Raw genomic sequence first — 24,533 nt, forward strand, 5'->3', positions numbered from 1 at the left:
GCGGTATTGCTACCGCGCCCCTTTTTTTGGTCTGTCCAGCCTCTCAGCGCCCTTTAAACAAGTTGCCCAAGATGCCACGTACGATGCGGCGCCCGGTGGTGCCTTTCAGTTCCTTGATCACCGCGCTTGCGATGGCATCGCCAAATCCGTCCGAAGCCTTGCGGCCCGACCGGCTGCCGCCGCCGCTGCGGGCCCCGCCATAGCGACGGGCTTTTTGAAACTCGCGGGCGGCTTCATCTTCTGCCTCGGCAGCGGCTTCGATTTTCTCGGCCTCGTTGGCCGCCGCTTCCGCGCGGCCCTTCAGTATCTCATAGGCCGAGTTGCGGTCTTGAACGGTCTCGTATTTCCCCGCCAGATCGGACTCCGCCAGTACCGTCGCCCGTTCGGCCACCGTGATCGGGCCCAGCCGTGAGGACGGCGGGCGTATCAAGGTGCGCTCCACCACGCCCGGCACGCCCTTGCGTTGCAGCATAGAGGTCACCGCCTCGCCCACGCCGACCTCGCGGATCGCCTCTTCGGTGTCGAAACGCGGGTTTTCGCGGTAGGTCTCTGCGGCTTGGCGCAGTTCCTTACGGTCGCGCGCCGTAAAAGCGCGCAGCGCGTGTTGGATGCGGTTGCCAAGCTGGCCCAAGATATCGTCGGGCACGTCGGCGGGGTTTTGGGTGACAAAATAGACGCCGACCCCCTTGGAGCGGATCAGGCGGGCCACCTGCTCTACCTTATCGACCAGCGCCTTGGGCGCGTCGTCAAACAGCAGATGCGCTTCGTCGAAGAAGAACACGAGCTTCGGTTTGTCGGGGTCGCCGACCTCGGGCAGTTCTTCGAAAAGCTCGGACATGAGCCACAGCAGGAAGGTGGCATAGAGCTTGGGCGAGGCCATGAGCTTGTCGGCGGCGAGGATGTTGATCCGTCCCCGGCCTTCGGCATCGCAGCGCATGAGGTCCGACAGCGCCAGCGCCGGTTCGCCGAACAACTGCGCGCCGCCTTGGTTTTCCAGCACCAACAACCGCCGCTGGATCGTGCCCACCGACGCGGTCGAGACATTGCCATAGCGCAGCGCCAAGTCCTTTGCATTCTCGCCCACCCAGACCAGCAGGGATTGCAGGTCTTTCAGGTCCAAAAGCGGCATCCCCTCTTCGTCGGCCACGCGAAAGGCGATGTTCAGGATGCCCTCCTGCGCCTCGGAAAGGCTGAGCAATTGGGCGATCAGCAGCGGGCCCATTTCGGAAACGGTGGTGCGGACGGGGTGGCCCTGCTGCCCAAAGAGATCCCAAAAGGTCACCGGAAAGGATTGATAGGCATAGTTGTCAAAACCGATCTTTGCCGCGCGTTCGGTGAAGGGGACATGCAGTTTGGCGGTCTCGCTTCCCGCGACTGCAAGGCCGGACAGATCGCCTTTCACATCTGACAGAAACACCGGCACTCCGGCATTGGCAAAACCCTCGGCAAGGATTTGCAGCGTGACCGTCTTGCCCGTGCCCGTCGCCCCTGCGATCAGCCCGTGGCGGTTGGCATAGCCGAGGTCGAGGAATTGCTTGGTCGCATAGTCGGGACCGCCGCCGCCGATAAAGATGTCACTGCTCACGCTGGGGCCTTTCTGTCAATTTTAGCCATTCGTCCGTTCCACTAGAGCATACAAACTTAACCTTTGCGCGCCATAGTGAAGGCACCCCGCCCGCATGTCCTTCTTTCGGGTGGGTGTACTTCCTCCCTGTTAGACTTGGCCGCGCCCTCGGGTGCGGCCTTTTTTTTTGCCAAGGGCCGTCGCGGGCCCCTGACAGATTGTCGCATTTTTCCTGTTGACCGGCATCACCTGCTTGCCTAACGTGGCATTAATAAGTCGGCCCAGTCCGACGGGGAGAAAGTACACGGAAAGGGGGCGCGCTGCGTCCCCTTTTGCATTTTTGGGGTCTAATCCCCTGAGAACGTGGGGAAACTGCCCCTCGCAGGTCGGCATGAAATTGCCCGAACCATGATTGAAATGCCCCCATGACCACTGACAATCCCGGGGCGGCGTGGTAAGGGGCGGTAACGCAACAAATGTGGATATGACATGAGCAAGTTTATGACCGCCCTGCCGCTTTGTGCAACGCTTGCACTGACGGCCCCAATGACGGCTTTCGCCCAGACAGCCACGGAAGAACAGCCTGCCCAGACCGAAGAGCAGCAGCTCCAGCCCGGCACCAGCGGCAATGCGGCTCAGATCGAAGAACAGCTGAGCCTTGGCGAAGATGCGGACAAAGACCCCGAACTGGGCAAGCCCTACACCAAGAAAGAGATCGGCTCTTGGGAAATGCGCTGCATCAAGACCGAGGAAGAGGTCGACCCCTGCCAGATGTACCAGCTCCTTGCGGATGGCGAAGGCGCGCCGGTTGCCGAAGTCTCGCTTTTCCGTCTGCCTGATGGTGGTCAAGCCAAAGCCGGTGCCACGGTTGTTGTCCCGCTTGAGACTGCCCTGCCCGCGCAGTTGACCCTGTCGGTCGACGGTGGCAAAGCCCGCCGCTATCCCTATGCCTTTTGCAACCCGGTGGGCTGCTATGTGCGCATGGGTCTGACCGATGCCGATATCGGCGCCTTCAAACGCGGCAAGCAAGCGGTGCTGACCATCGTGCCCGCCCTTGCCCCGGATCAAGAAGTGAAGCTGACACTCTCGCTCGACGGGTTCACCGCGGGCTATGACGAAGTGTCGGTGATCGAGCAGTAAGACACTGCCGGTGACATGAGTTTGAATGCCGCTCCCGACGTTGGGTGCGGCATTTTTCGTTGCCGGTTCTGGGATCAGGTGCGGCGCAGCGCCAAGACGGCGTTCATCCCACCAAAGGCGAAGGCATTGCTGAGCGCCACATCGACCTGCGCCTCCCGCGCCTCATTGGGCACCACGTCGAGCGCGCATTCCGGGTCGGGTTCTTCATAGCCGATGGTGGGGGCGATCACCCCATCGCGGAGCGCCATGATACAGGCCAAAAGCTCAACCGCGCCAGTGCCGCCGATGACATGGCCGTGCATCGACTTGGTGGAGGAAATCATCAAGCGATCCGCATGGGTGCCGAAAACATCCGCCACGGCGGCGCATTCGGTCTTGTCGTTCGCCGCCGTTCCGGTGCCATGAGCATTGATATAGCCGACCTCTTCGCGGTTGATCCCCGCATCCTGCAGCGCCCCCTGCATGGCCCGCGCGGCCCCGGCCTTGGAGGGCATGACGATGTCGCTGGCATCCGAGGTCATGGCGAAACCCGCAACCTCGCAAAGAATTTCGGCCCCCCGTGCCCGCGCGTGGTCATAGTCTTCGAAAACAAAGACCCCCGCGCCCTCGCCCTGCACCATCCCGTTGCGGTTGGCCGAGAATGGTCTGCAAGCATCGCGGCTCATCACGCGCAGCCCTTCCCAAGCTTTCACCCCGCCGAAGCAGAGCATGGATTCCGATCCGCCCGTCACCATCACCGGGCTCATGCCGGAGCGGACCATCGCGAAAGCCTGCGCCATGGCGTGGTTGGACGAGGCGCAAGCGGTCGACACGGTGAAGGACGGGCCGCGCAGGTTCCATTCCATGCTGACATGGCTGGCGGCGGCATTGTTCATCAGTTTGGGCACCACGAAGGGATGCACCCGGTTTTTGCCCTCTTCATAGACGGCGCGGTAATTGTCGTCCCAGGTCGACACGCCACCGCCCGCCGTGCCCAGCACCACACCGGCGCGGGCGGCCAACTCATCGGTGAAGGTCAGCCCCGACTGCTCAATCGCTTCGCGGGCGGCCGTGAGGGTGAATTGCGTGAACCGATCGTAAAGCGCGATCTGCTGGCGGTTATAGCGGCCTTCGGCCTCAAACCCGCGCACTTGTCCGCCGATGCGGATGGCCAGCCGCTCCACATCGCGGAACTCAAGCGGGCCGATGCCGCATTTGCCTTCGCGCATCGCGGCGAGCGTCTCTGGCACCGACAGGCCCAGAGCGTTGATCGTGCCGGCGCCGGTGATGACAACTCTCTTCATGGGCTCAGCTCTTTTCATTCAGCCGCTCCACCCCGGCGACGATGCTGCGCACGGTCGAGATATCGAAATCGCTTTCGCTGGGGCTATTAGCGTTGAAGGGCACGTTGATATCAAACGTCTCTTCAATGGCGAAGATGCTTTCGACGACCCCCATGCTGTCGATGCCCAGATCCTCCAGCGTGCTGTCGAGCGCGACATCCTCCGGCTCGATCATGGCCTGTTCGGCGAGGATGGTGATGACCTGATCCTGAGTGCTCATGGCGGCGTCCCTCACATATGTCCGCGGCAGGTTTAGTCAGCCTTGTCGGCTTTGGAAACCAGCTTCTGCAAGGCTGCGACATCACGCAGCAGTTTGGGCAAGCGGCGCAGCGCTTTGTAGATTTCGGTTTGCTTGCTCATCTGTGTAGCGGGGTAGCCCAGCATGGTCCGGCCCTCGGGCACGTTGGACAACACAACCGTCCCGCCGCCCGCGATCACCCGGTCACCGATGGTGATGTTATCGGCCAGACCGACCTGCCCGCCCAGCACGACATTGTCGCCCACACGGGTCGAACCACCGACCCCGGCCTGCCCGCAAAGCAGACAGTTTTTGCCGATCACCGCGTTATGGCCGATGTGGACAAGGTTGTCGATTTTCGTGCCATCGCCCACGCGGGTGTCGCGGATGGTGCCGTTATCGATGGTGGAGCCCATGCCCATCTCAACATCCGCGCCGATGGTCACAGCGCCAAGCGAATGAATGCGGGTCCAAGGCTGCGGTGCGGCGTCGCCCTGATCGCCCAAAGTCTGCCGCGCGCTTTCCACGGTCGAAAGTTCCGCCGTCACGAAAGAGAAGCCATCGCCGCCCAAGCGCACGCCCGATTGGGCGATGAAACGCGCCCCGATGCTGACCCGCGCGCCGATGCTGACATGTTCACGCAGGAAACAGCCTTCGCCCAGTGATGCATCCACGCCGACAAAACACAGGGGTCCGATCACGCTGCCCGCGCCAATCCGCGCCCCGGCAGAGATCACCGCCAGCGGCCCGACCGAGACATCATCGCCAAGCAGGGCCTCGGGGTCGATCACGGCTGTAGGATGGATGCCCGGTTTGAACCCCTGCCCTTTGTCGAGCATGCGCGTCACGCCGGAAAGCGCATAGCGCGGGCGGTTGGGCAGGATCGCGGCCTTCAGCCCCAGTGCCCGCCAATCCGCGCCTTCCCAGAGCATCGCCACCTCGGCGGCACCCTCAGAAAGGCTGCTGGCATAGCGCGGGTCCATCGCCAGCGCCATCTCACCCTGTTTGGCGCTGGCCGGTTCGGCAACGCCGCCGACCATGAGTTCGATGTCGCCCTCGGCGGTGGCGCCGACGGCTTTGGCAATTTGCTGAACACTATAGGTCATTTCGGGCGGCCCTTACTTGTTGCGCGCCCGAGAGTTACCCCTGAACGCCGCGCAAGGCCACCCCCGCCTTGGAGAGCGCGTTCCAGATCAGCGCATCCCGGCCATAGACGTCATCGCGGTACTCGGTATGGCCACGGGCATTGGTGACGGCGGTGCGGTAGATCAAATGCACGGGCACCTGCTCTGCCAAGACGATCCGGGTCTCGCGTCCGCTGCGCAGCACGGCCTGAAACTCGCCCTCGGGATCCGCAGACTGCGGGGCCATCAGCGCATAGGCAAACTCAAACGGTTCGGCCAGACGCACGCAGCCATGGCTGAAGGCCCGCACATCGCGGTCGAACAGGCTCTTGGCTGGGGTGTCGTGCAGGTAGATGTTGTACTTGTTGGGGAACATGAATTTCACCAGACCCAGAGCATTGGTGTTGCTGGGCGGCTGGCGCATGGCAAAGGGGAAGGTCCGCGCGGTGTATTTGTTGAAGTTCACCGCACCCCGGTTCACCTTGCGGCCCCGGCTGTCTGTGATCTCAATATGGTTCACGGCATAGGAGTTGCGCTTGAGCTGCGGCAGGTATTCCCCAACGATGATCGAGCGCGGCACATACCAGCTTGGGTTCACCACCATATGCTCCATCACATCCGAAAATTCCGGCGTCGGGCGGTCTTGGCGGGCTGCCCCAACGACCGAGCGGGTCTGGAAGGTGGTCTTGCCATCGTCGATGATCTTGGCCGAGAAGTCGGGGATGTTCACAAGGATATGACGTTTGCCGCGGTCGGTGTTGAACCACCGCTCGCGCTCCAGCGCCACCATGACCGATTGCAGCCGCTGCTCTACGCCGATGTTGATCTGCTTCATCGTGGCCGGACCTGCGACACCATCGGTGTTCAGCCCATGGGCTTCTTGGAACTGGCGCACGGCATCGGTGAGGCTGGCGTCATAGCCAACGGCGTTGGACCTCTCCAGATAGCCCATGGCGATAAGACGGTTGCGCAGTGCGATCACATCATTGCCAGTATCGCCCGGCTCAAGCTTGCCCGCGGGAACCGACGGGCCCCAACCGCCCTGCGACAGCAGCTTTTCCATCGCGATCTTTTCTTTAAGCAGCGCATTATACTCAAGGCTGCGCGGCGGCAGGGCGCGGAAATAAGCAGCGGGAGTGGATTTGGGCAGGTCTTGCAGATAGGTCTTGCGGTCACGGTAAGGGATTTCACGCACGATCTGGCTGATGATCCGTTTGGGGATCAGCACGCCGGTCTGTATGTCGCGGGCGTAGCGCAGAAAGACGCGGCTCAGTTCAACTTCGGCGAATCCCCGGTCGCGCGGGGTCTGCGCGTTGCGCAGCATGTCCAGAACGGCATCGGGGTTATAGCGCGTCACCGGCAGGCCGTGGTCATCCGCCGTGGTGATCGCCCGCAGCAGTTCCGAACGGCGCGCACGGTGTTCTTCGGCGGCGCCTGTCCAGATCGCGGCGTAGTCATTTTCGCGGTAGAAAGCGGCGATATCATCGTCTTGCGCGGCGGCCTCGGCGACCGCCTGTTTGAAAGCAGTGACCTGCGCCGTGGCGGGAACGGCAAAGACCAACGCCGTAATCATCAGGGCCAGCCCCGCGATAAGTTTGGGCAGATGCCGTGAAAATGTCGCGCTGAATCCCATGTCGTTCCCCGTAAATATACCATTGCCGCCGAGCGGGCCTATTGCCTGCCCGGTTTGCCAATAATACTACGCGCAAGTCCATTCAAATTTCCGTTCGCAGGAAAAACCCGTAACGATTTGTGCGCATCGGGCATCGGTTTTTCCTGTAAACATTGGGTTTTTTAACCGCATTGCGCAAAAAATTGCCTAAATTTGTACCTCTCGGGAACCTTTCCGATTCAGCCCTTGGTCAGATTTTCCCGCTATGCAATAACAATGTTGCATCTGGGGATGAGATGAATGGCCCATGTAACATCTTGGGTAACTTAGGCAGACGACGGGACAGAGACACATGACAGGCACAAGCTCCTCGGGTATGACCCGACGCGCCCTTCTGGGTGCATTCGCAGCAACCACCGTTGCAGCAGCTCCCACCTTCTCTAACGCGGCAGGTTTTCTGCGTGGCGCTGGCGATATTCGCCGCATCCGCATGTTCTCCGGCCGCACAGGCGAACGGCTGGACATGATCTATTGGATCGAAGGTCACTATATCAAAGACGCCTTTGCCGAGATCAACCACTTCATGCGCGATTGGCGGACGGATGAGGTCACCAACATGGACCTGCGTACCGTGGATATCATGGCCGCGTCGCATAACCTGCTGGATGTGAATGAGCCTTATATGCTCCTGTCCGGCTACCGCAGCCCAAAAACCAACGCGATGTTGCGCTCTCGCTCTAGCGGTGTGGCCAAGAACTCGCTGCACCTCAAAGGTCAGGCCGCTGACCTGCGCCTCGCATCGCGCTCGGTGCATCAGGTGGCCCGTGCTGCGATGGCCTGCGGCGGCGGCGGTGTTGGGCGCTACTCCGGCTCCAACTTCACCCATATGGACTGCGGCTCGGTGCGCAGCTGGGGCGGCTGATCGCAGCCTCTCCGGTGAAATGAGTGATTTGTTAAGGGCGCCTTCGGGTGCCTTTTTTGTTAGGTGCTTTTGGTGCGCGCGGGCTTTCCCCTGCCATGGCGCGGCTCTACGGTCGCGCTGGAATAAGGCCGGGGGGGTGGCATGCAGGCAAAGGGTACAGCGCGAATTGCGGTGATCGGATTCGGGCCACGGGGCCTTGGCGCGTTGGAGGCCCTGTCGCAGCGCCTTAAGTCCACCGACCGCCGCGTGCAGATTGATATTTACGAGCCCGGCCCCTACCCCGCCGCCGGACCAAACTTCGCCCCATCAGAGCCGGCCTATTGTCTGCTCAACATCCCATACCGCGATATCGCCATCCGGCCGCCGCAAGGAGCGACCGTGGGGCGCTTTGCGGATTGGCAAGACAGGCCCATCGATCCCGACAGTTTCCCATCCCGCGCCGATATGGGTCGCTACCTGAACGCGCGTTGGGAGGATCTTTTTGCACAGGGTTTTAAGAAAACCGGCGCGACGCTCAGGCTGATCCCGGCCCAAGTCTCGCGGATCTCTCGGAAAGGTTCGGGCTGGCGTGTCGATCCGACGTCTGGCGCGGAGGTGGTCTATGATGAGGTCCTTCTCACCCTCGGCCAGCCGCCCGTAAAGGCGGACGCGCAATGGGCCGGTTGGCAAGATCACGCGGCGCAGACCAAGGCGGAGGTCGCGCAGGCTTATCCTGCGGCAGCGCTTGCTGAAATGGCGGCGGGCTGGCAGGGCAAGCAAGTCGCCATCCGGGGCTTGGGTCTGTCGACCTATGACGTGCTGCGCAGCCTGACCAAGGCGCAGGGCGGCGGTTTCGATGCGGCGGGCTATCACGCCTCGGGCCGGGAGCCTCGCCGCATTCTGCCCTTCTCGCTCAACGGTCAGCCGCCTTTCCCCAAACCGGGAAATGCCGCCCTCGACGCGCTTTTCGAGCCATCACCGGAGGAGACCGCCCATTTCACCCAAGCCGCCACGGCAGCGGTCAGCGCGGGGCCTGAGGTGGCGCCCTCGCTTATCTCAGCGGCCTTGGTGCCCGTGGTGGCCCGCATCCTTGGGCCGCAGAATGTGAGCGAGGCGCAGATCTCGGACTGGCTGGAAACGGAATGGTCAGACCCCGGTGCGCAGGACCGTCTACCCCCGATGGACGCCCTGCGCTATGGGATAAACCTGGCCGCCGGAGAGGTTGCGTCAAGCCCCGGCTACGCGCTTGGGCAGGTTTGGCGCAAATGGCAGGATCAATGGCGCGCGGCCTTCAATCCGGGCCACGCATCCCCGGAGACGGCAAAGCGATTGATAGACTTCGACGAGGGGCTGAAGCGGTATTCTTACGGGCCGCCCCTGTCGTCGGCGCGGGAACTACTGGCCTTGATCGACGCGGGATTGGTTGATCTGGCGTTTTCCATGAACCCCGAAATCGCGGAGACAGAGCAAGGTTGGACCCTCAGCTCAGAAGGGCGGGAGGCGAAAGTCTCAGTTATTATCGACGCGGTGCTTCCCGCGCCAGACCTCTCCCAAATCAAGGGCCCGCCCCTGCCCGACCTTATCACGCAGGACCTCCTCGCGCCGGTCTCAACCGATTTGGCTGCGGCGATTGCGCCTGACGGCACCCTGTGTGACCAAGGCGGACAGCCCATTCCCGGCCTTTGCCTCTTGGGCCGTTTGGCGCTTGGCAGCGTGACGGCAGTGGATTCGCTGCATGATTGCTTTGGCCAATCCGCCGACCGTTGGGCGCAGGGCGTGATTGAAAGGCTGTCGGCCTAAAGCGCTGTTGGAAAGCTACAACAGTTTGTGATCCCGCCATAAGGATGGAACAGCCCGGCCCCGAAACGGTTTCCCCTTCAACACGAGATTGAAGAATAGGGGAACGACGCAATGAGAAGACGACATTTCATCACCGGTATCGCAGCCAGCGGCGCAGCATTCAGCGGCGGCCTCGCCACGCCCGCATTGGCGCATCCACCCAAGGAAATGCCGAACTATGATGTGCCGCCAGAGATGATGCCGCGCAAAGTGCCAATCGCGGCGGGTGCCCCGCCCTATGAGATCCACGTCGATCCCGATAACTTCGCGCTCTACTGGACGCTGCCCGACAATATGGCGTGGCGCTATACCGTGGGCGTCGGTCGCCCCGGTCTCTACGAATCCGGTGAGTTCTACGTGGGCGCCAAGAAAGAATGGCCAAGCTGGACGCCAACGCCGGATATGATCGACCGCGAACCGGAAAAGTACGAGAAATACGCCGATGGTATGGAGGGCGGTCTGGACAACCCGCTAGGGTCTCGGGGCCTCTACCTCTTTACCGAAGAGCGCGGCGACACCTTTCTGCGGATCCATGGCACCAACGATCCCAGCACGCTGGGCAAGCGCGTCTCCAACGGCTGCGCCCGTCTGGTGAACGACCAGATGGCCGAGCTTTACGACCGGGTACCGATGAACACCCGCGTGGTGCTTTACGAGCCGCTGGGCTAAGCGATCCCGCAGTAAAAACCAAAAGCCCGGAGCGGAGAAAATCCGCTTCGGGCTTTTTTCTGTCGCCAAACCAACCCTAATGATTGAAACATTCTACACGGGCGGAGGAGCAGGCCATGCAGTGGCGTGGGACACGTTCCTGCGACGGGTCTGTAACATGGCTTGAAGGGGGCATCTGGCCCCTGCTTGCAGTGCGCATCAAAGGTTTCGATCTAGAAAAAAATACATATTAAACAGTGCGTTGGTAGATTCCTGCCGATTGTTACGATTCAATCGCGCGGCGTCTCGCCTCAACACAGCGCGGTGAACCGAGTTGCTTTGTAACAGCCCTCTGTCACCCTTTAATATCATTGTATCGAACGGGCCTCCCGACCTCCCCGCCTCTCCCCAGAGCGAGTAAGCCGCCGCCCTTTCCCAATCCTGAAAGGACTTGAAAATGAAACTTTTTATCGCAACCGCCGCCGCCACTCTGATCGCCACTGCCAGCTTTGCCGGTCAGTCGACCCGCTACGAAGACCTGCGGCTCGATACTTCCGTCACTGCTGATGTGATGCACGCTGAGCAGGCCGGTGCCACCCGTCCCAACGACCGCGCCGCAGACCTTCGGCTAGAAACATTCTCGGACGAACGTGCGCCTGTCGCCACCTTCTCAACCAACGGCCTGCAGGGCAGCTTGGGCGAAGGTTTTGCCTATGGCGGTTTTGGCGCGGGTAACGACTCCCGCTGAGGCATCGTGAATAGGACTGAGAAGGCCCGGACCGAGAGGTGCCGGGCTTTCTTGCATGCACCCGCGAACGGCCCTAAAGGGCTGAAAGACTATACTCTCAAAAAAGGGAAAATGGCGGAGCGACAGGGATTCGAACCCTGGAGACGGTCTCCCGCCTACACACTTTCCAGGCGTGCGCCTTCGACCACTCGGCCACCGCTCCGTTGATGCGCGGTTTAGCTTGGGGGGACAGTGAGTTGCAAGAGCGAAATCCCCCCAAGACAGATAAATTTATCTAACCGCCCAGATGGACATAGACCCGGCGGTTCAACCGGCCCTTTTTCTCAATCTTTCCAAGGCGAAGCGCGCCGATTTCGCCGGTTCGGGCCACATGGGTGCCGCCACAAGGCTGCAAGTCGATGGGGTCTTGCGCGTCACCAATGCGGATCAGACGAATGTCACCCCGCCCACGCGGCGGCGCGACGGACATGGTTTTGACCAGTTCCGGGGCCGCATCAAGTTCCGCTTCGGTGATCCAATCCTCGCTCACCCGCGCGTCCAGAGAGACGAAGTGGTTCAGCGCCTCTTCCAGCTCGGCCCGGTCTTGGGGCGCATCGGGCATGTTGAAATCAAGCCGTCCATGGCTGGCCGAGATCTGCCCCCCCGTCACCGGATGCGGTATCACGACCGACAACAGATGCAGCGCCGTATGCACGCGCATATGTTTGTGGCGCCGGTCCCAGTCGAGCTCTTGGGTCACATAGGCCCCGACGGGCGGCAGGGCACGCGGCTCGGCCGGAACCAGCGCGATGCGGCCACTGTCACGGTCGCGCACGGTGGTGGCGATGGAGAGTTCCTGTTTGTCCCATGTCAGCCAGCCACTGTCGCCCGGCTGGCCGCCCCCAGTGGGGTAGAACAGGGACTTGTCCAAGATCACCCCGCCCTCTGGCGTATGGGCCGCCACGCGGGCCGGCGCGTCGCGCAGATAGGCTTCCTCTCGAAACAATTCGCCTGTCATGCCTGCGGCTCCGCATTTTCGCTGCCCTCGTCCTGCGCGGGCGTGGCATCGCTTTTCAAAGCCTCAGGATTGCGGAGCCAGAGATCACGCTGAGCAAAGGGAATTTCGATTCCTTCTTCGTTGAAACGCGCGGCGATGGCATGGTTGATGTCGTTCTTGACCTTCATCATCCAATTGACATCCCGCAGGTAACAGCGGACCTCGAATTCCAGCGCGTCGGCACCGAAGTTCAGGAACAGCACCGCGGGCGGCGGGTTGGTCAGCACGATGGGCTGCGCTTGGGCAATCTCTTGCAAGATGCCCTCCACCCGTTTGGTATCAGTGCCGTAAGCCACGCCCACGGGCACGATCAGGCGGCCCACGGTATTGCCACGGGTGTAGTTGGTGACCGTGCCGCTGATCAGATCGGCATTGGGCACGATGACATCGGTGCGATCAAAGGTCTCGATCCTTGTCGAGCGCACCGAGATGTCGCGCACATAGCCCATTTGGCCGCCCACCTCGATCCAATCGCCTTCGGAGATCGGGCGTTCGATCAACAGGATGATCCCCGACACGAAGTTCGACACCACGTTTTGCAGACCGAAACCGATACCGACCGAGAGCGCACCGGCGACGTAGGCAAGCGCGGAAAGGTCGATCCCGGCCCCGGTGATGGCGAGCAGTGCGGCGAGGAAGATACCGACATAGCCAATCCCCGAAACGATGGCGTTCTGCCCGCCGATGTCCATCCGCGTTTTTGGCAGGACGTTGCTGCGCAGCGCACCTTGAATGAGGCGCGTGGCGGCATAGCCGATCACAAAGATCACCGCGAAAGACAGGAAGTCCGTCGGACGGATCCGGGTCTCGCCAAAGGCGAAGCCTCGGCTGAACAGCGCCCAAAGCTCGGTCAGATCGGTGACCCGCGCGCCCCATGCCAAAGCCATCACCGGCAGCGAGAGCAGCAGTAGGATCAGGCCAAAGAACACCGGCATCAGCGCATCACGCGCCTGCACGCCCTGCCCGGTCATCGCACCGTAAACATCCGCCAAGAAGCGTTGCAGCGTCATCACCAGTCCCAAGAGGACCAGCGTCGTGACGTAAGGCGGCAGCAGTGACACGGCGGCGTTGTAATAGCCACTGATCAGCAAAAGCGGTGCCACCACGGCCACGATCATCGCGCCCAAGCCCAGACCGCGCACCACGCGGCTAAGGGTCGAAACGCGCGGCTCTTCAGAGGCCGGGGCTTCCTCCGCCACCGGATCGCTATGGCCGTGCAGAATGCGACCGATGCGGAACAGGGCAAAGGCGCTGAGCAGCATCACAGGCAGGCGCAGCACGGCTTCGGTTGTCTCTGCCGGTTGTTGACCGTCGAAAATGGCTGTGATGATAGCGCCCAAGATCACGGTGACGGTGATAATGCTAACGTAGAAACGAACCGCCTTGCGCTCGGCCGATGGCAGCAGGATCAACGCTTCGTCATCATCGCGCGAAAACACCCGCTCGGCCACCCAGCGAACGCCCAGCATCGCACCGCCGATCACCGGGATAAGCTGCACCAAGGCAGAGCCGCGCGGCCCCAGCCAATCGGTCGCCAGTACGGCCATGGCCAGCAAGACCAGTCCGACCGTGGGCAGGATGATCCGCAAAAGCGAAACGACGAAGCGCCAGATGCCAAAGCCGCGCGCGCCGAACTGCTGGAGCCGTCCCACGATCGCTGTTGACCAGTGGTGACCGCGAAAAATCAGCACCAAGCCGAGTATGGTGAGCCCCAGTACCGCGGGTAGAGAGGACCGCAGACTGCGGCGCGCTGTATCGGCATCATCCGGCGCTTCGGCGGCGATTTCACCGGCGGCGGTGGCCAAGTCGTCGATCGCCGTGCGCCAGTGCACCGGGTTGAGCGGCGTGGGCACGACCTCCATCAACTGTTCGGTCTGACGTTCGCGCAGAGCCACGTCGATTTGACCGATCAGCGCATCGGCGCGTAGGTAGGCCGCTTCCGCCCGCTGAACCGGCGTCAACAGGGTGTTGAGCTGTCGGTTCAATTCTTCGCGGTTGGCGGCAACTTCGGGCGATTCCGGTTCGGCCCCTTCGCCTTCTGGCGGGGTGCCGAGGGCGGCCAATTGTTCCCGCAGCGCGTTGATCCGCGCTGCGTTCAAGTTTCGGGCGGCGTCGAATTCCGCGCGATAATCCACCAGCCGGGCGCGCTGCACCTCAAGCATGGTCTCTGTGGTCTCTGCCGCGTCGATTGCTTCTTCAGCAGAAGAGGCGACGGATTCCCATTGGTCAAAATCCGGCAGGACCGGTTCTTGTGCGACAGCAGCGCCGGTCAGCCAGACCAGCAACGCGGTAAGGCCGAGGGCGAAGCGGAGCATTTGGGTCATGTATCCTCGAAAACACCTGGAATGGATTGTGGCGCGGCATCAAGCCAGCCGGGCGTCGGCAGCCCCTTCTCGCGCAGGAACTCTGGATTAAAGAGCTTAGATTGATAGCGCGTGCCAAAGTCACAAAGCACGGTGACGATCGTATGCCCCGGCCCCATTTCTTTCGCCATGCGCATGGCGCCTGCGACGTTCACGCCAGAAGAAGCGCCAAGGCAGAGCCCTTCGTTTTCCAGCAGGTCAAAGACCACCGGCAGGGCCTCTTCGTCAGAGACGTTATAAGAATAGTCCGGCTTGAAGCCTTCGAGGTTCGCGGTGATCCGCCCCTGCCCGATGCCTTCGGCAATGGAACTGCCTTCGGACTTCAACTCGCCTCCGGTGTAGTAATTGTGCAGTGCCGCGCCATCGGGGTCGGCCAGTGCGATCTTTACGCCCTTGGGCTGCAGCGCCATGGCCACACCAACCAGCGTACCGCCAGAGCCGACCGCACAGCAGAAACCATCCACTTTGCCACCAGTCTGTTCCCAGATCTCGGGGCCTGTCGTCTCAATATGCGCCTGACGGTTGGCGGTATTGTCGAACTGGTTGGCCCAAATCACCCCTTCGGGCGTGGTCTTGGCCAGTTCCTTGGCCAAACGCTCGGAATAGCGAACAAAGTTGTTGGGGTTTTTGTAAGGGGCCGCAGGCACCTGCACCAGTTCGGCACCGGCAAGCCGCAGCATGTCTTTCTTTTCCTGCGACTGGGTCTCAGGAATTACGATAACGGTTTTGAACCCCATCGACGCGCCCACAAGCGCAAGCCCGATGCCGGTGTTGCCCGCCGTGCCTTCGACAATGGTGCCGCCGGGCTTCAACTCGCCCCGTGCAATGGCGTCGCGAATGATGAACAGCGCCGCGCGGTCCTTGACCGACTGACCGGGGTTCATGAATTCCGCTTTGCCGAAGATTTCGCAGCCGGTTTCTTCGCTCGCGCCGCGCAGCCGGATCAGCGGTGTGTTTCCAATGGCCTCGGCCAGATCTTTTGCAACCTGCATGTTTGCCCCCAGTTCATGTTCCGTCCGGTTTAGCTGTCGCGCTCTCGGACCTCAAGCGTTCGCGGTGGCGGGCCAGCCAATAGGCGCTTGCCACCAATGGCGCATTGGCAAGCGCCTGCGCGTCGGCCAAGGCCATCAGATCGTCAAAGGACATCAAATGCGACCGTATATCCTCACCCTCTGAGGCCAAACCGCCCGTGCCGATGATATGATCCGGCAAATCCACCAATCCCACGAAAATGTGAAAGAATTCCGTCGCATTGCCGGGAGAGGCATAGACGTTTCCTACGGGTTCCAAGGCACCTAATGTGATCCCCGCCTCTTCAAGCGCCTCGCGTCGCGCGGCAGCCTGCGGTGTCTCACCGGGATCAATATGGCCCGCGATGGGTTCCAACTGCCAGCAAGTGTGATCGCCCCGTGCCAAAGGGCCCATGCGGATCTGCTCAACCAGCAGCACGCGGTCGCGTGCAGGGTCATAAGGCAGCACCAATGCCGCATCGGTGCTGACAAAGACCGCGCGGTCGATCTCTTCGGACATGGCACCGTCGAAGGTCTCATGGCGGAGGGAAATTTCATCAAGGGCAAAGAACTTTGCGTAAACGCGATCTCGGCCGGTAATCTCAATCTTACCGTCGAGGGCCAGCGGATCATGCGCGCCCGTTTCAGCCAGCACCTGTTGGTGGGCGCGGCGGCGTATCATCGGGAACATCGCGTCGACCTCGGCGCGGGGGCGCTTGCCCATATAGCTCATCACCTCGCGCGCCGCGTGGCACGACAGCGCAGCCCAATCGGCCTCCCATGCCTCAAGCGACCACGGCCCCTCACCCGTCCAGCGCCCCGGTTGCGGCAGATAGACCTCTGCCGCCTGCCCGTCTGCCAGCGTCACCGGCACCAGATCATAGTCAAAGGCGCCTTCATAGAAATCGAGCCGGGCAAAATCATCCGCACTCAGCCCTTGAACCAGCAGCCCTTCGGCCTGCGCGGCCTCGCATGTCTCAATCGTGGGAAACGGCCCTTCGGCGGCGGCTGAGACGCGGTAGCCCGGCAAGGTCGCAGGCCGCAGGTCAATCGCTCCGGCAGAACGGCCAAGCACAAATTCCAAAAGCGGCAAATGCCGCAGGGTGCCGTAGATAAACAGATGTCGCATGGGGATCAGGACCAACGGTTAAAAGCAAATTCGGTCAAAAGACCTGTGATCACAGCCCCTACGACAAGCGCCACACCGATGGGAAGTGTGGCAATCGTCACCCCGAACTCCGCGCCGATCTGGAACACGGCAACGATAGCTTCGAATGGGTCGTCATAGCGGTTGCGCAGGGCCAGACGGACCATCTCATTCGCTGCCTGCAAGAAAATCGCCCAGAGCATCAGCACAAAGACCCCGGCCAACCCGTTGTTGATCGCGGCCACCACGCCGCGCCCGGCGCGCTTGCCCATCACACGCCAGCCCACCACAAGGCCAAGAAGGACGTTCAGCGGCAGGAAATACCCGAAATCCGTGCTTTCTGGCATCAGGGGCACCACCATGCCCGACAGGACAAAGGCCAGCACCGCGAGTGAGATCGCTGCCATAAGTCGTGCACCAGTCGGCATTTTCCGGCTCCTTGCGGGAATGGACCGCAGGGGCGGTCACACAGGTCGCCGTACCGTAATCTGCGTCACGTCGCAATTGCCACTGTCAAATGTCGCGGCACAGGAAGTGAGGTAAAAATTCCACATCCGGCGAAAGCGTTCGTCAAAGCCAAGCGCGGTGATCTGATCCCATTTTGCGTTAAAGGTCTCATGCCAGCGGCGCAGCGTGATGTCATAGCTCTTGCCGAACTCGACCGAGCGGTCGACCACCAGACCGGCGCGTTCCACCTGCTCGCGCAGCACCTTGGGGCTGGGCAACATGCCGCCCGGAAAGATGTATTTCTGAATGAAATCCACGCCGCGCTTGTAAACATCCCAGCGGGCGTGATCGACGGTGATGATCTGTAGCGTGGCTGCGCGTCCGGGCTTCAGCCTCTGGCGGACGGTCTCGAAATAGATCGGCCAATATTGCTCGCCTACCGCCTCGAACATCTCGATACTGGCGATGCCGTCATAGAGCCCGCGCTCATCGCGATAGTCTTGCAGTTTAAACGTAACACGGTCTGATAGCCCGGCTTTCTCGATCCGGTCCACCGCGTATTTATATTGCTCGGCGCTGATCGTAAGGGCGGTAACATGCAGGCCCCGTTCGGCTGCAGCATATTCTGCGAAACCGCCCCAGCCACAGCCGATTTCCAGCACGTGATCGCCCGGTTGAACCCCCATCTGATCGACCATGGATTTGTATTTGGCGGTCTGCGCGGCCTCTAGCGACATCTGCGCGCCGTCCTCGAACATAGCCGAGGAATAGGTCATCGTCTCATCCAGCCAGAGCCCGTAGAACTCATTGCCCAGATCATAGTGCTTGCTGATGTTGCGTTTGGCCTGCTTGCGGTTGTTGCGTTGCAGCCAGAAGCGGAACTTTTCAAACTGACGCAGCAGCCCTTGGCCGGGGAATCCGTCGTAAACCGTCTCGTTCCCCGCGTGCACCAAATCCATGAAGGCTTGGAGGTCCGGCGTTGACCACCATTCGTCAAGGTATGCGTCACAAAAGCCCAGATCGCCCTCGCGGATCAACCGGGCAAAGAGGTCATCGTTGTGGATATGCACCTCGGCCACCGGGCCGGGTTTGGCCCCTTCGGCCCGGAACGCGCGGCCATCGGGCAAGACGAAGTCGACCCGCCCATGCTGCATCGCCTGCGCCATGGCAAAGACCTGTGGGAAATAGCGCGGCAGACCCTTCTGCCCCTCGGTTGTCGTCAGCTTCATACCTCGGTTCCGTTCTTGTTCTTGGCGCCTACTGTAACCGCAGGCTGTTGTTTCGCAAAAATTTAAAAATCACGATTGCGGTAGGCATCAAGCGCCCGTTCGCGCCCTTCCGAAAGATCGACGATCGGGTCGGGATAGTCGTCATCCGGGCTGATGCCCCAGCGGCGCGGGATTGCACCGAAATAGGCCAGCGCATCCTTGCTTGGCTTCGCGCGGCCCTCGGCGATCCAGCGGCGGGTATAGTCTCGGCCCTTGTCGAACCGATCAAGCTGGGTCTCAGGATTGAAGATGCGGAAGAAGGGCGTGGCATCGGGGCCAGAGCCTGCGGCCCATTGCCAGCCCATCGCGTTATTGGCCGGATCCCAATCGATCAGGTGCTCTTCGAACCACTTTTGGCCGATGCGCCAGTGGCACATGAGGTGTTTGGTCAGATAGCTCGCCACGATCATGCGGCCCCGGTTGTGCATTCGTCCGGTCACCTGCAACTCGCGCATGGCGGCATCGACAAAGGGCACGCCGGTGCGCCCCTGTTTCCACGCCAAGACTTCAGCGCGGCGCTCATCCTCGTTCCACGGGAAAGCCTGCCATTCCTCGCGCCAGTTTTGGTCAAGGATGCGCGGCATGTGGTACATCAGATGATAGGCAAACTCGCGCCACGCGAGTTCTTTCAGGAAGGTCTCTGCCCCGCGCTTGCCTTCTTGCATCGCCCGCTGACCGGCATGCCAGCATTGCGCCGGACTGACTTCGCCTAAAGAGAGGTTTTCCGACAGTGCAGAGGTGCCGTCTTCGCTCGGCATGTCGCGGCTTTCATCATAGCCTTCGACGATATGCGCGATGAAGGCCCCCAGCCGCGCCTGCGCAGCGGCCTCGCCCAGACGGACAAAGGGGCGCACGATATCACGCCCGCGCTGCATCTCGGCGTCCATCTGCCAATCGTCCAAGGCGTCACTCTCGGGCCAGTCTTTGGGCGCTGCAGTCTCGCTTGGGGTCGCCAAAGGGTCTGCCACATCGCGGCCACGGACGGATTTCCAATAGGGGGTGAAAACCTTGTAAAAACTGCCGGTCTTGGTCTCGACCGTCCAAGGCTCGAACATCAGGTGTCCGGCAAAGCTGCTGGCCTCGATGCCCTCCTCTTTCAGCGCATCTTTGACCTTGGTATCGCGGTCGATCGCGGCGGGATCATAAAGGCGGCTCCAGTACACTGCCCCTGCCCCGGTTTGCCTGATCACATCGCGCAGAACGTCCAGCGCATCCCCGCGCCGCAGGGTCAGGCGGCTGCCCTTTTCTGCAAGCGTCTCCCCCAGACAGGCCAGCGCCAGCCCCAGCCGAAACTTCGGTGCGGCCCCCAGAGCCTCTGACTGGTCGTCATGGATGAAAAGCGGGATCACCGGGCGGCCCGTCTTGCAGGCCGCCGCCAAAGCGGGCTGATCGCTCAGCCGCAGATCGCGGCGGAACCACATGATAATCGGGGAATTTTCACTCACGTTCGGGGTCTTGCTCCTGGCTTGACCCCGAAACATAGCGCCCCCGCGTCGGGGTCAAGGCTCAGAGCAGATCATCCAGTGCGTTCAGCAGTTTATCCATCTCGTCCTTGGTGGTGTAATGGGTGAAGCTTAGCCGCAGCACGCCCTTGCTGTCCTCCACCCCCATCGCGCCAAGCGCCCGGCCCGCATAGAAGGTGCCGCCGCCCGCCATGATGCCCCGCTCGGCCAGCACCTGCGCCACGTCTAAACCGGGCCGGTCAAGCGCCAGCGCCACGGTCGGCGCACGTTTTTCTGCATCGCTCGGGCCGATCAACCGCACGGAATTCCGCGCCGCCATGGCGTCCAGCAGCGGTTGCAGCAAAGCCGTCTCGTGGGCCCGCATCGCATCATGCACGGCGACACCGCGCGCCGTCGCATCGGCGCTGCCGCCGATGTGGTGAGCGTGGAAAGCGTCGATATAATCCGCCATGCCTGCGCTGGCCGCGATCTGTGCGTGATCCGGGCCCGCTGGGGTGAACCGCTTATAAAGCACATCGCCGTTAAAGTGATGCGCTTGGTTCGGCAGCAGTTTCGCCAGCGCCCGGCGGATAACCATGACGCCCTGATGCGGCCCAAAGGTCTTGTAGGCGGAAAAGAGGTAGATATCCGGCCCCAGCACCCCGACATCGGCAAAGCCGTGGGGGGCATAAGACACACCGTCAACGCAGACGAAGGCGCCAGCGGCATGGGCCAGCGCCGTGATCTCGGTCACCGGGTTGATTTCCCCCACCACGTTGGAGCAATGGGGAAAACAGACCAGCCTGACCTTCTCGTCCAACAGATCTTCCAGCTTGGCCGGATCCAGATGCCCGGTCTCTGGGTCGATCTGCCATTCACGGATTTCGATCCCCCGCTCGGCCAGCCGCCGCCATGGGCCGGTGTTGGCCTCATGGTCTTGGTTGGTCACGACGATCGCCTCACCGGGCTGCAGCATCTGGCCGAAGGCCTGTGCCAAGACGTAGGTGTTTTGCGTGGTCGAGGGGCCGAAGCTCAGCTCTTCCGGTGTCACGCCGAGGATCGCGGCCATGCGGGTGCGGGCCTCGTCCATCTCCTCTCCGCCAAGGCGGCTGGCCGCGTAGGGGGCGTAGGGCTGCACCTTTCGCTGGGTGTAAAAGCGATGCAACCGGTCAATCACTTGGCGGCAGGTGTAAGACCCACCGGCGTTCTCGAAAAAGGCCTGCCCCTGAAGGCTCGGCTCGGCGAAGGCGGGGAATTGGGCGCGGACCCAGTCGGAATCAATATGCATGGCGCGAAGGTCCACCGCTGCGCGACGAAGGTCAAGCGCCCAAAGGAAACGGCGGCCCCGAGGAGCCGCCGTTGTTGGTGTCGCACTGCCTGTGGAGCTTAGCGAATTTTACGCTCGTCCTGCAGGCCGCGGAAAATGCAGAAGCACATGAACAGCAGCAGCAGCGTGAACAGCAACCCGGTAGAGATCACCATGGATTGCAGCGCCGCCAAGCCGCCGCCGATCAGCAGAGCGATGGCCACGGCACCTTCAAAGATGCACCAGAACACCCGCTGTGGCACCGGCGCGTCGACCTTGCCGCCTGCGGTGATCGTGTCGATGACCAGCGAACCGGAGTCCGACGAGGTGACGAAGAACACCACCACCAGCACGATGCCGATGAAAGAGGTGATCGAGGCCAGCGGAAGCGCGTCCAGCATCTTGAACAGCTGCAGCGGCAGGCCCGCATCTTGGGCTGCGGTGTAGCCGTCGTTCAGCACCTGATGGATCGCGGTGCCGCCAAAGATCGACATCCACAGCACACAGACGAGCGACGGGATCAACAGAACGCAAACGATGAATTCGCGCACGGTGCGGCCCCGGCTGACGCGGGCGATGAACATGCCGACGAAAGGTGACCAGCTGATCCACCACGCCCAGTAGAACGCCGTCCACCCTTGGGAGAAGTTCACGTCTTCGCGGCCAAAGGGATTTGCCAGCGCGGGCAGATACTCAATGTAAGCCACCAGCGAGTCCCAGAAGAAGGTCAGTAGGAACACAGTTGGCCCGACGATCAAGGTGAACAGCGCCAGCAAGGCGGCCAGCCCCATGTTGATCTCACTCAGCACCTTCACGCCGCCATCAAGGCCGCGCAGCACCGAAATCAGCGCCACGGCAGTGATGAGCGAGATCAGAACGACCTCGGAGGTGGTGCCAATCGGGATCCCGAACAGCTCGTTCAAGCCCGCGTTCGCCTGCGTCGCGCCCAGCCCCAGCGAGGTGGCCAGACCAAAGAGCGTGGCAAAGACCGCGATGATGTCGATGATGTGTCCGGGCCAACCCCAAACCCGTTCGCCCAGAACCGGGTAGAAGGCCGAGCGGATCGTCAGCGGCAGACCTTTGTTATAGGTGAACAACGCCAGCGCCAGCGCAACGACCGCGTAGATCGCCCAAGGGTGCAGACCCCAGTGATAGATCGTCGCCGCCATGCCTAGGCGGAGCGAGCCGGCCTCATCACCCGTTGCCGCGCCCAGAGGGGCCCAATCGGTGCGCAAACCGTTCTCTGTCGTGGTTTCGCCCATGGAGGTCGAGAAATGCGTCAGCGGCTCGGACACGCCGTAGAACATCAGCCCGATGCCCATGCCCGCGGCGAAAAGCATCGCGAACCAGCCCAGATAGGTATAATCCGCGACCGCCTCATTGCCGCCAAGACGGACATTGCCGAAAGGCGTGACAATCAGCAAAAGCGCAAAGATCACCACCAAATCGGCAGCGCCGATCAGGAACCAATCAAAGTTCTTGGTCGTAAAGTTGAACATGGCCGAGAAGATCGCAGCGGCCTGCTCTGGCAATGCAATGGTGTAAAAGACGAAGATCACCACCGCGATCCCCGAAATCAGAAAGACCGGGTTGTGAATATCCAGCCCGAACGGCCCGATCTGCCGCTCGATATTGTCTTGACCGATTTCATAATCGGTATTGATGACATCCGCCTTGCCCTCAGGCTCGGGGATGCCATGCGAATTTGTATCGCTCATAATCTGTTCCCTCTTTGATGACAGATCACCACGCAGAACGCGGCTTCTGTTTTTCTCATCCGTGCGCAAAGGATAGAGGCTTGCGACCATTGGGCAAGCTCTTGCGGCCAAGCTCCCTTGGAAACTTGGCTAAAACGACCTTTTCGTTGTCCGCTGCGACGTAAGTTTGGCGGGGTTACCCTGTCCCGAGCGCCGCTGCAATCGCATCGGCCTGTTCGCGAATCCGGTCCATGTCACCTTGGACACCGGGCGGGCGCAGCTTGTCGCCCTCATGGCGGGGCAGGATATGGTAGTGCAGGTGAAAGACCTCTTGCCCGCCCGCGGCTTCGTTGAATTGCTGCACCGTGATGCCATCAGCGCCAAAGGCCCGCAGGCAGGCATTGCCGACCTTTTGAACCGTCGCCAGACAATCGGCCAACTGCGTATGGCTGGCGTCGAGCATATTGCGGCAAGGCGACTTGGGGATCACCAAGCAATGCCCCTCGGCGCGGGGCATGATGTCCATAAAGCAATAGGTCTTGTCGTCTTCATAGACCTTGAAGCTGGGGATTTCCTTGCGCAGGATCTTGGCAAAGATATTGTCGTCGTCATAGGCGGCCATCATGCTCTCCTTCTGGCGGTCGGGGCGGCGCGGACCATTAACCGCACCGCCCTGCGCCGAGGCAATATCAAGCGTTTACGTCGACGACCACCCGGCCCTTGACCTGCCCTTTGAGGATGTCGGCCCCGAGTTGGGGCAAATCGCTGAGACCCGCAGGTTGAACCATCGCCTCCAGCTTGTCCATCGGCAGGTCTTTCGCCACCCGCTCCCATGCGCGCAGACGGTTGTCATAGGGCTGCATGACGCTGTCGATGCCCAAGAGGTTAACGCCGCGCAGCAGGAAGGGGATCACCGTGGCAGGCAGGGCCGCGCCACCCGCAAGGCCCACGGCGGCGACGCTTGCGCCATATTCCATCTGCCCCAAAACACGGGCCAGCATCGGGCCGCCCACGGCGTCGACACAGCCGCCCCATGTCTCGCCCTCGAGCGGGCGTTTGACCGTTTCATTGATCTCATCGCGCGCGACAATCCGGCTGGCCCCGAGGCTTTTGAGGTAGTCCTCGGTCTCGGGCCGCCCGGTGACGGCTGCCACCTCGTAACCAAGATTTGCAAGGATCGCGGTCGCGACCGAGCCCACGCCACCCGCGGCCCCCGTGACCAGCACCGGCCCTTTCTTGATCCCGTGATCTTCCAGCGCCATCACCGCCAGCATCGCGGTGAAACCCGCCGTGCCCACGGCCATCGCTTTGCGCGTATCCAGCCCCTCGGGCAGCGGCACCAGCCAGTCGGCCTTGACCCGCGCCTTTTGCGCATAGCCGCCCCAATGCGCCTCACCCACGCGCCAGCCGGTAAGCACGACTTTATCGCCGGGTTTGTACCGCTCGTCACTCGATGTCTCGACCGTCCCGGCAAAGTCGATCCCTGGCACATGGGGATAGTTGCGGACCAGACCACCGCCGGGCCCAATGCAGAGCCCGTCTTTGTAGTTCACAGTCGAATATTCCACCGCGACCGTCACCTCGGCCTCGGGCAGTTGATCTTCGGTGATCTGGGTCACCTCAGCATGGGTCTTGCCATCGTCATCTTTGTTCACGATCAACGCGTTAAAGCTCATCTTTC

The 24,533-nt window shown here is 61.6% G+C and carries 21 protein-coding genes and 1 tRNA gene; 5 read left to right on the plus strand and 17 right to left on the minus strand.

Annotation, left to right across the window (positions count from 1 at the left end; translation table 11 throughout):
* Positions 1–43: 43 nt before the first annotated feature.
* A complete protein-coding gene (locus J3456_RS15060) occupies positions 44–1,585 on the minus strand; it encodes a helicase HerA-like domain-containing protein (protein ID WP_349580940.1) in 1,542 nt (513 codons plus the stop codon).
* 468 nt (positions 1,586–2,053) lie between these two features.
* Here J3456_RS15060 and J3456_RS15065 point away from each other — a divergent pair, with 468 nt between their 5' ends.
* Entirely contained in the window at positions 2,054–2,704 is a 651-nt protein-coding gene (locus J3456_RS15065) for an invasion associated locus B family protein (RefSeq protein ID WP_349580941.1), read from the plus strand.
* A gap of 74 nt (positions 2,705–2,778) precedes the next feature.
* On the opposite strand, the gene J3456_RS15070 is transcribed toward J3456_RS15065, so the two are convergent.
* From J3456_RS15070 to J3456_RS15085, 4 genes are read right to left on the minus strand one after another with little or no spacing between them, the layout of a single operon-like run.
* The gene (locus J3456_RS15070; protein WP_349580942.1) at positions 2,779–3,987 is read right to left on the minus strand and encodes a beta-ketoacyl-[acyl-carrier-protein] synthase family protein; all 1,209 of its coding nucleotides are present in this window, start codon (positions 3,985–3,987) and stop codon (positions 2,779–2,781) included.
* Between the two features lie 4 nt (positions 3,988–3,991).
* On the minus strand, positions 3,992–4,246 hold the full coding sequence (locus J3456_RS15075; RefSeq protein WP_349580943.1) for an acyl carrier protein: 255 nt from the start codon (positions 4,244–4,246) through the stop codon (positions 3,992–3,994).
* 32 nt (positions 4,247–4,278) lie between these two features.
* Positions 4,279–5,370 carry a UDP-3-O-(3-hydroxymyristoyl)glucosamine N-acyltransferase gene (lpxD, locus tag J3456_RS15080; RefSeq protein WP_349580944.1) on the minus strand — a complete coding sequence of 364 codons (1,092 nt, stop codon included), beginning with the start codon at positions 5,368–5,370 and terminating at the stop codon, positions 4,279–4,281.
* A gap of 34 nt (positions 5,371–5,404) precedes the next feature.
* Positions 5,405–7,021 carry a L,D-transpeptidase family protein gene (locus tag J3456_RS15085; RefSeq protein ID WP_502989512.1) on the minus strand — a complete coding sequence of 539 codons (1,617 nt, stop codon included), beginning with the start codon at positions 7,019–7,021 and terminating at the stop codon, positions 5,405–5,407.
* 331 nt (positions 7,022–7,352) lie between these two features.
* Here J3456_RS15085 and mepK point away from each other — a divergent pair, with 331 nt between their 5' ends.
* The 4 genes from mepK to J3456_RS15105 all read left to right on the plus strand — a co-directional run bounded on the left by mepK (position 7,353) and on the right by J3456_RS15105 (position 11,136).
* Positions 7,353–7,922 (plus strand): peptidoglycan L,D-endopeptidase MepK, encoded by a 570-nt coding sequence (mepK, locus tag J3456_RS15090; protein ID WP_120351067.1) that lies wholly within the window; start codon positions 7,353–7,355, stop codon positions 7,920–7,922.
* A 141-nt stretch (positions 7,923–8,063) separates the two neighbouring features.
* Entirely contained in the window at positions 8,064–9,701 is a 1,638-nt protein-coding gene (locus J3456_RS15095; RefSeq protein ID WP_349580945.1) for an FAD/NAD(P)-binding protein, read from the plus strand.
* 111 nt (positions 9,702–9,812) lie between these two features.
* Positions 9,813–10,409 carry a L,D-transpeptidase gene (locus tag J3456_RS15100; protein WP_502989513.1) on the plus strand — a complete coding sequence of 199 codons (597 nt, stop codon included), beginning with the start codon at positions 9,813–9,815 and terminating at the stop codon, positions 10,407–10,409.
* Between the two features lie 436 nt (positions 10,410–10,845).
* Positions 10,846–11,136, plus strand: a complete 291-nt coding sequence (locus J3456_RS15105; protein ID WP_349580946.1) for a hypothetical protein — start codon at positions 10,846–10,848, stop codon at positions 11,134–11,136.
* A gap of 112 nt (positions 11,137–11,248) precedes the next feature.
* Here J3456_RS15105 and J3456_RS15110 read toward each other — a convergent pair.
* From J3456_RS15110 to acuI, 12 genes are all read right to left on the minus strand, one after another.
* Positions 11,249–11,338, minus strand: a tRNA-Ser gene (locus tag J3456_RS15110).
* Positions 11,339–11,410: 72 nt separating this feature from the next.
* Complete coding sequence (locus tag J3456_RS15115; protein WP_349580947.1) at positions 11,411–12,133, minus strand: alanyl-tRNA editing protein; 723 nt, start codon at positions 12,131–12,133, stop codon at positions 11,411–11,413.
* A complete protein-coding gene (locus J3456_RS15120; protein ID WP_349580948.1) occupies positions 12,130–14,496 on the minus strand; it encodes a DUF3772 domain-containing protein in 2,367 nt (788 codons plus the stop codon). The genes J3456_RS15115 and J3456_RS15120 overlap by 4 nt, the downstream gene beginning before the upstream one ends.
* A complete protein-coding gene (locus tag J3456_RS15125) occupies positions 14,493–15,527 on the minus strand; it encodes a cysteine synthase A (RefSeq protein WP_349580949.1) in 1,035 nt (344 codons plus the stop codon). Before J3456_RS15125 ends, J3456_RS15120 begins: the two co-directional genes overlap by 4 nt.
* A gap of 13 nt (positions 15,528–15,540) precedes the next feature.
* The gene (locus tag J3456_RS15130; protein ID WP_349580950.1) at positions 15,541–16,674 is read right to left on the minus strand and encodes an NUDIX domain-containing protein; all 1,134 of its coding nucleotides are present in this window, start codon (positions 16,672–16,674) and stop codon (positions 15,541–15,543) included.
* A gap of 5 nt (positions 16,675–16,679) precedes the next feature.
* Positions 16,680–17,120 carry a TrgA family protein gene (locus J3456_RS15135; RefSeq protein WP_349580951.1) on the minus strand — a complete coding sequence of 147 codons (441 nt, stop codon included), beginning with the start codon at positions 17,118–17,120 and terminating at the stop codon, positions 16,680–16,682.
* Positions 17,121–17,156: 36 nt separating this feature from the next.
* The gene (locus tag J3456_RS15140; RefSeq protein WP_349580952.1) at positions 17,157–18,368 is read right to left on the minus strand and encodes a class I SAM-dependent methyltransferase; all 1,212 of its coding nucleotides are present in this window, start codon (positions 18,366–18,368) and stop codon (positions 17,157–17,159) included.
* A gap of 62 nt (positions 18,369–18,430) precedes the next feature.
* The gene (locus J3456_RS15145; RefSeq protein ID WP_349580954.1) at positions 18,431–19,852 is read right to left on the minus strand and encodes a cryptochrome/photolyase family protein; all 1,422 of its coding nucleotides are present in this window, start codon (positions 19,850–19,852) and stop codon (positions 18,431–18,433) included.
* A gap of 61 nt (positions 19,853–19,913) precedes the next feature.
* The gene (locus J3456_RS15150; RefSeq protein ID WP_349580955.1) at positions 19,914–21,137 is read right to left on the minus strand and encodes an aminotransferase class V-fold PLP-dependent enzyme; all 1,224 of its coding nucleotides are present in this window, start codon (positions 21,135–21,137) and stop codon (positions 19,914–19,916) included.
* 98 nt (positions 21,138–21,235) lie between these two features.
* Positions 21,236–22,873 carry a BCCT family transporter gene (locus J3456_RS15155; RefSeq protein ID WP_349580956.1) on the minus strand — a complete coding sequence of 546 codons (1,638 nt, stop codon included), beginning with the start codon at positions 22,871–22,873 and terminating at the stop codon, positions 21,236–21,238.
* Positions 22,874–23,048: 175 nt separating this feature from the next.
* Positions 23,049–23,474 (minus strand): HIT family protein, encoded by a 426-nt coding sequence (locus J3456_RS15160; protein ID WP_349580957.1) that lies wholly within the window; start codon positions 23,472–23,474, stop codon positions 23,049–23,051.
* 67 nt (positions 23,475–23,541) lie between these two features.
* Positions 23,542–24,528: an acryloyl-CoA reductase gene (gene acuI / locus J3456_RS15165; RefSeq protein ID WP_349580958.1), complete on the minus strand. Its 987-nt coding sequence runs from the start codon at positions 24,526–24,528 to the stop codon at positions 23,542–23,544.
* Positions 24,529–24,533: the final 5 nt, after the last annotated feature.

It is taken from the genome of Sulfitobacter sp. NFXS29, assembly GCF_040148765.1.
Lineage (GTDB): Bacteria > Pseudomonadota > Alphaproteobacteria > Rhodobacterales > Rhodobacteraceae > Sulfitobacter.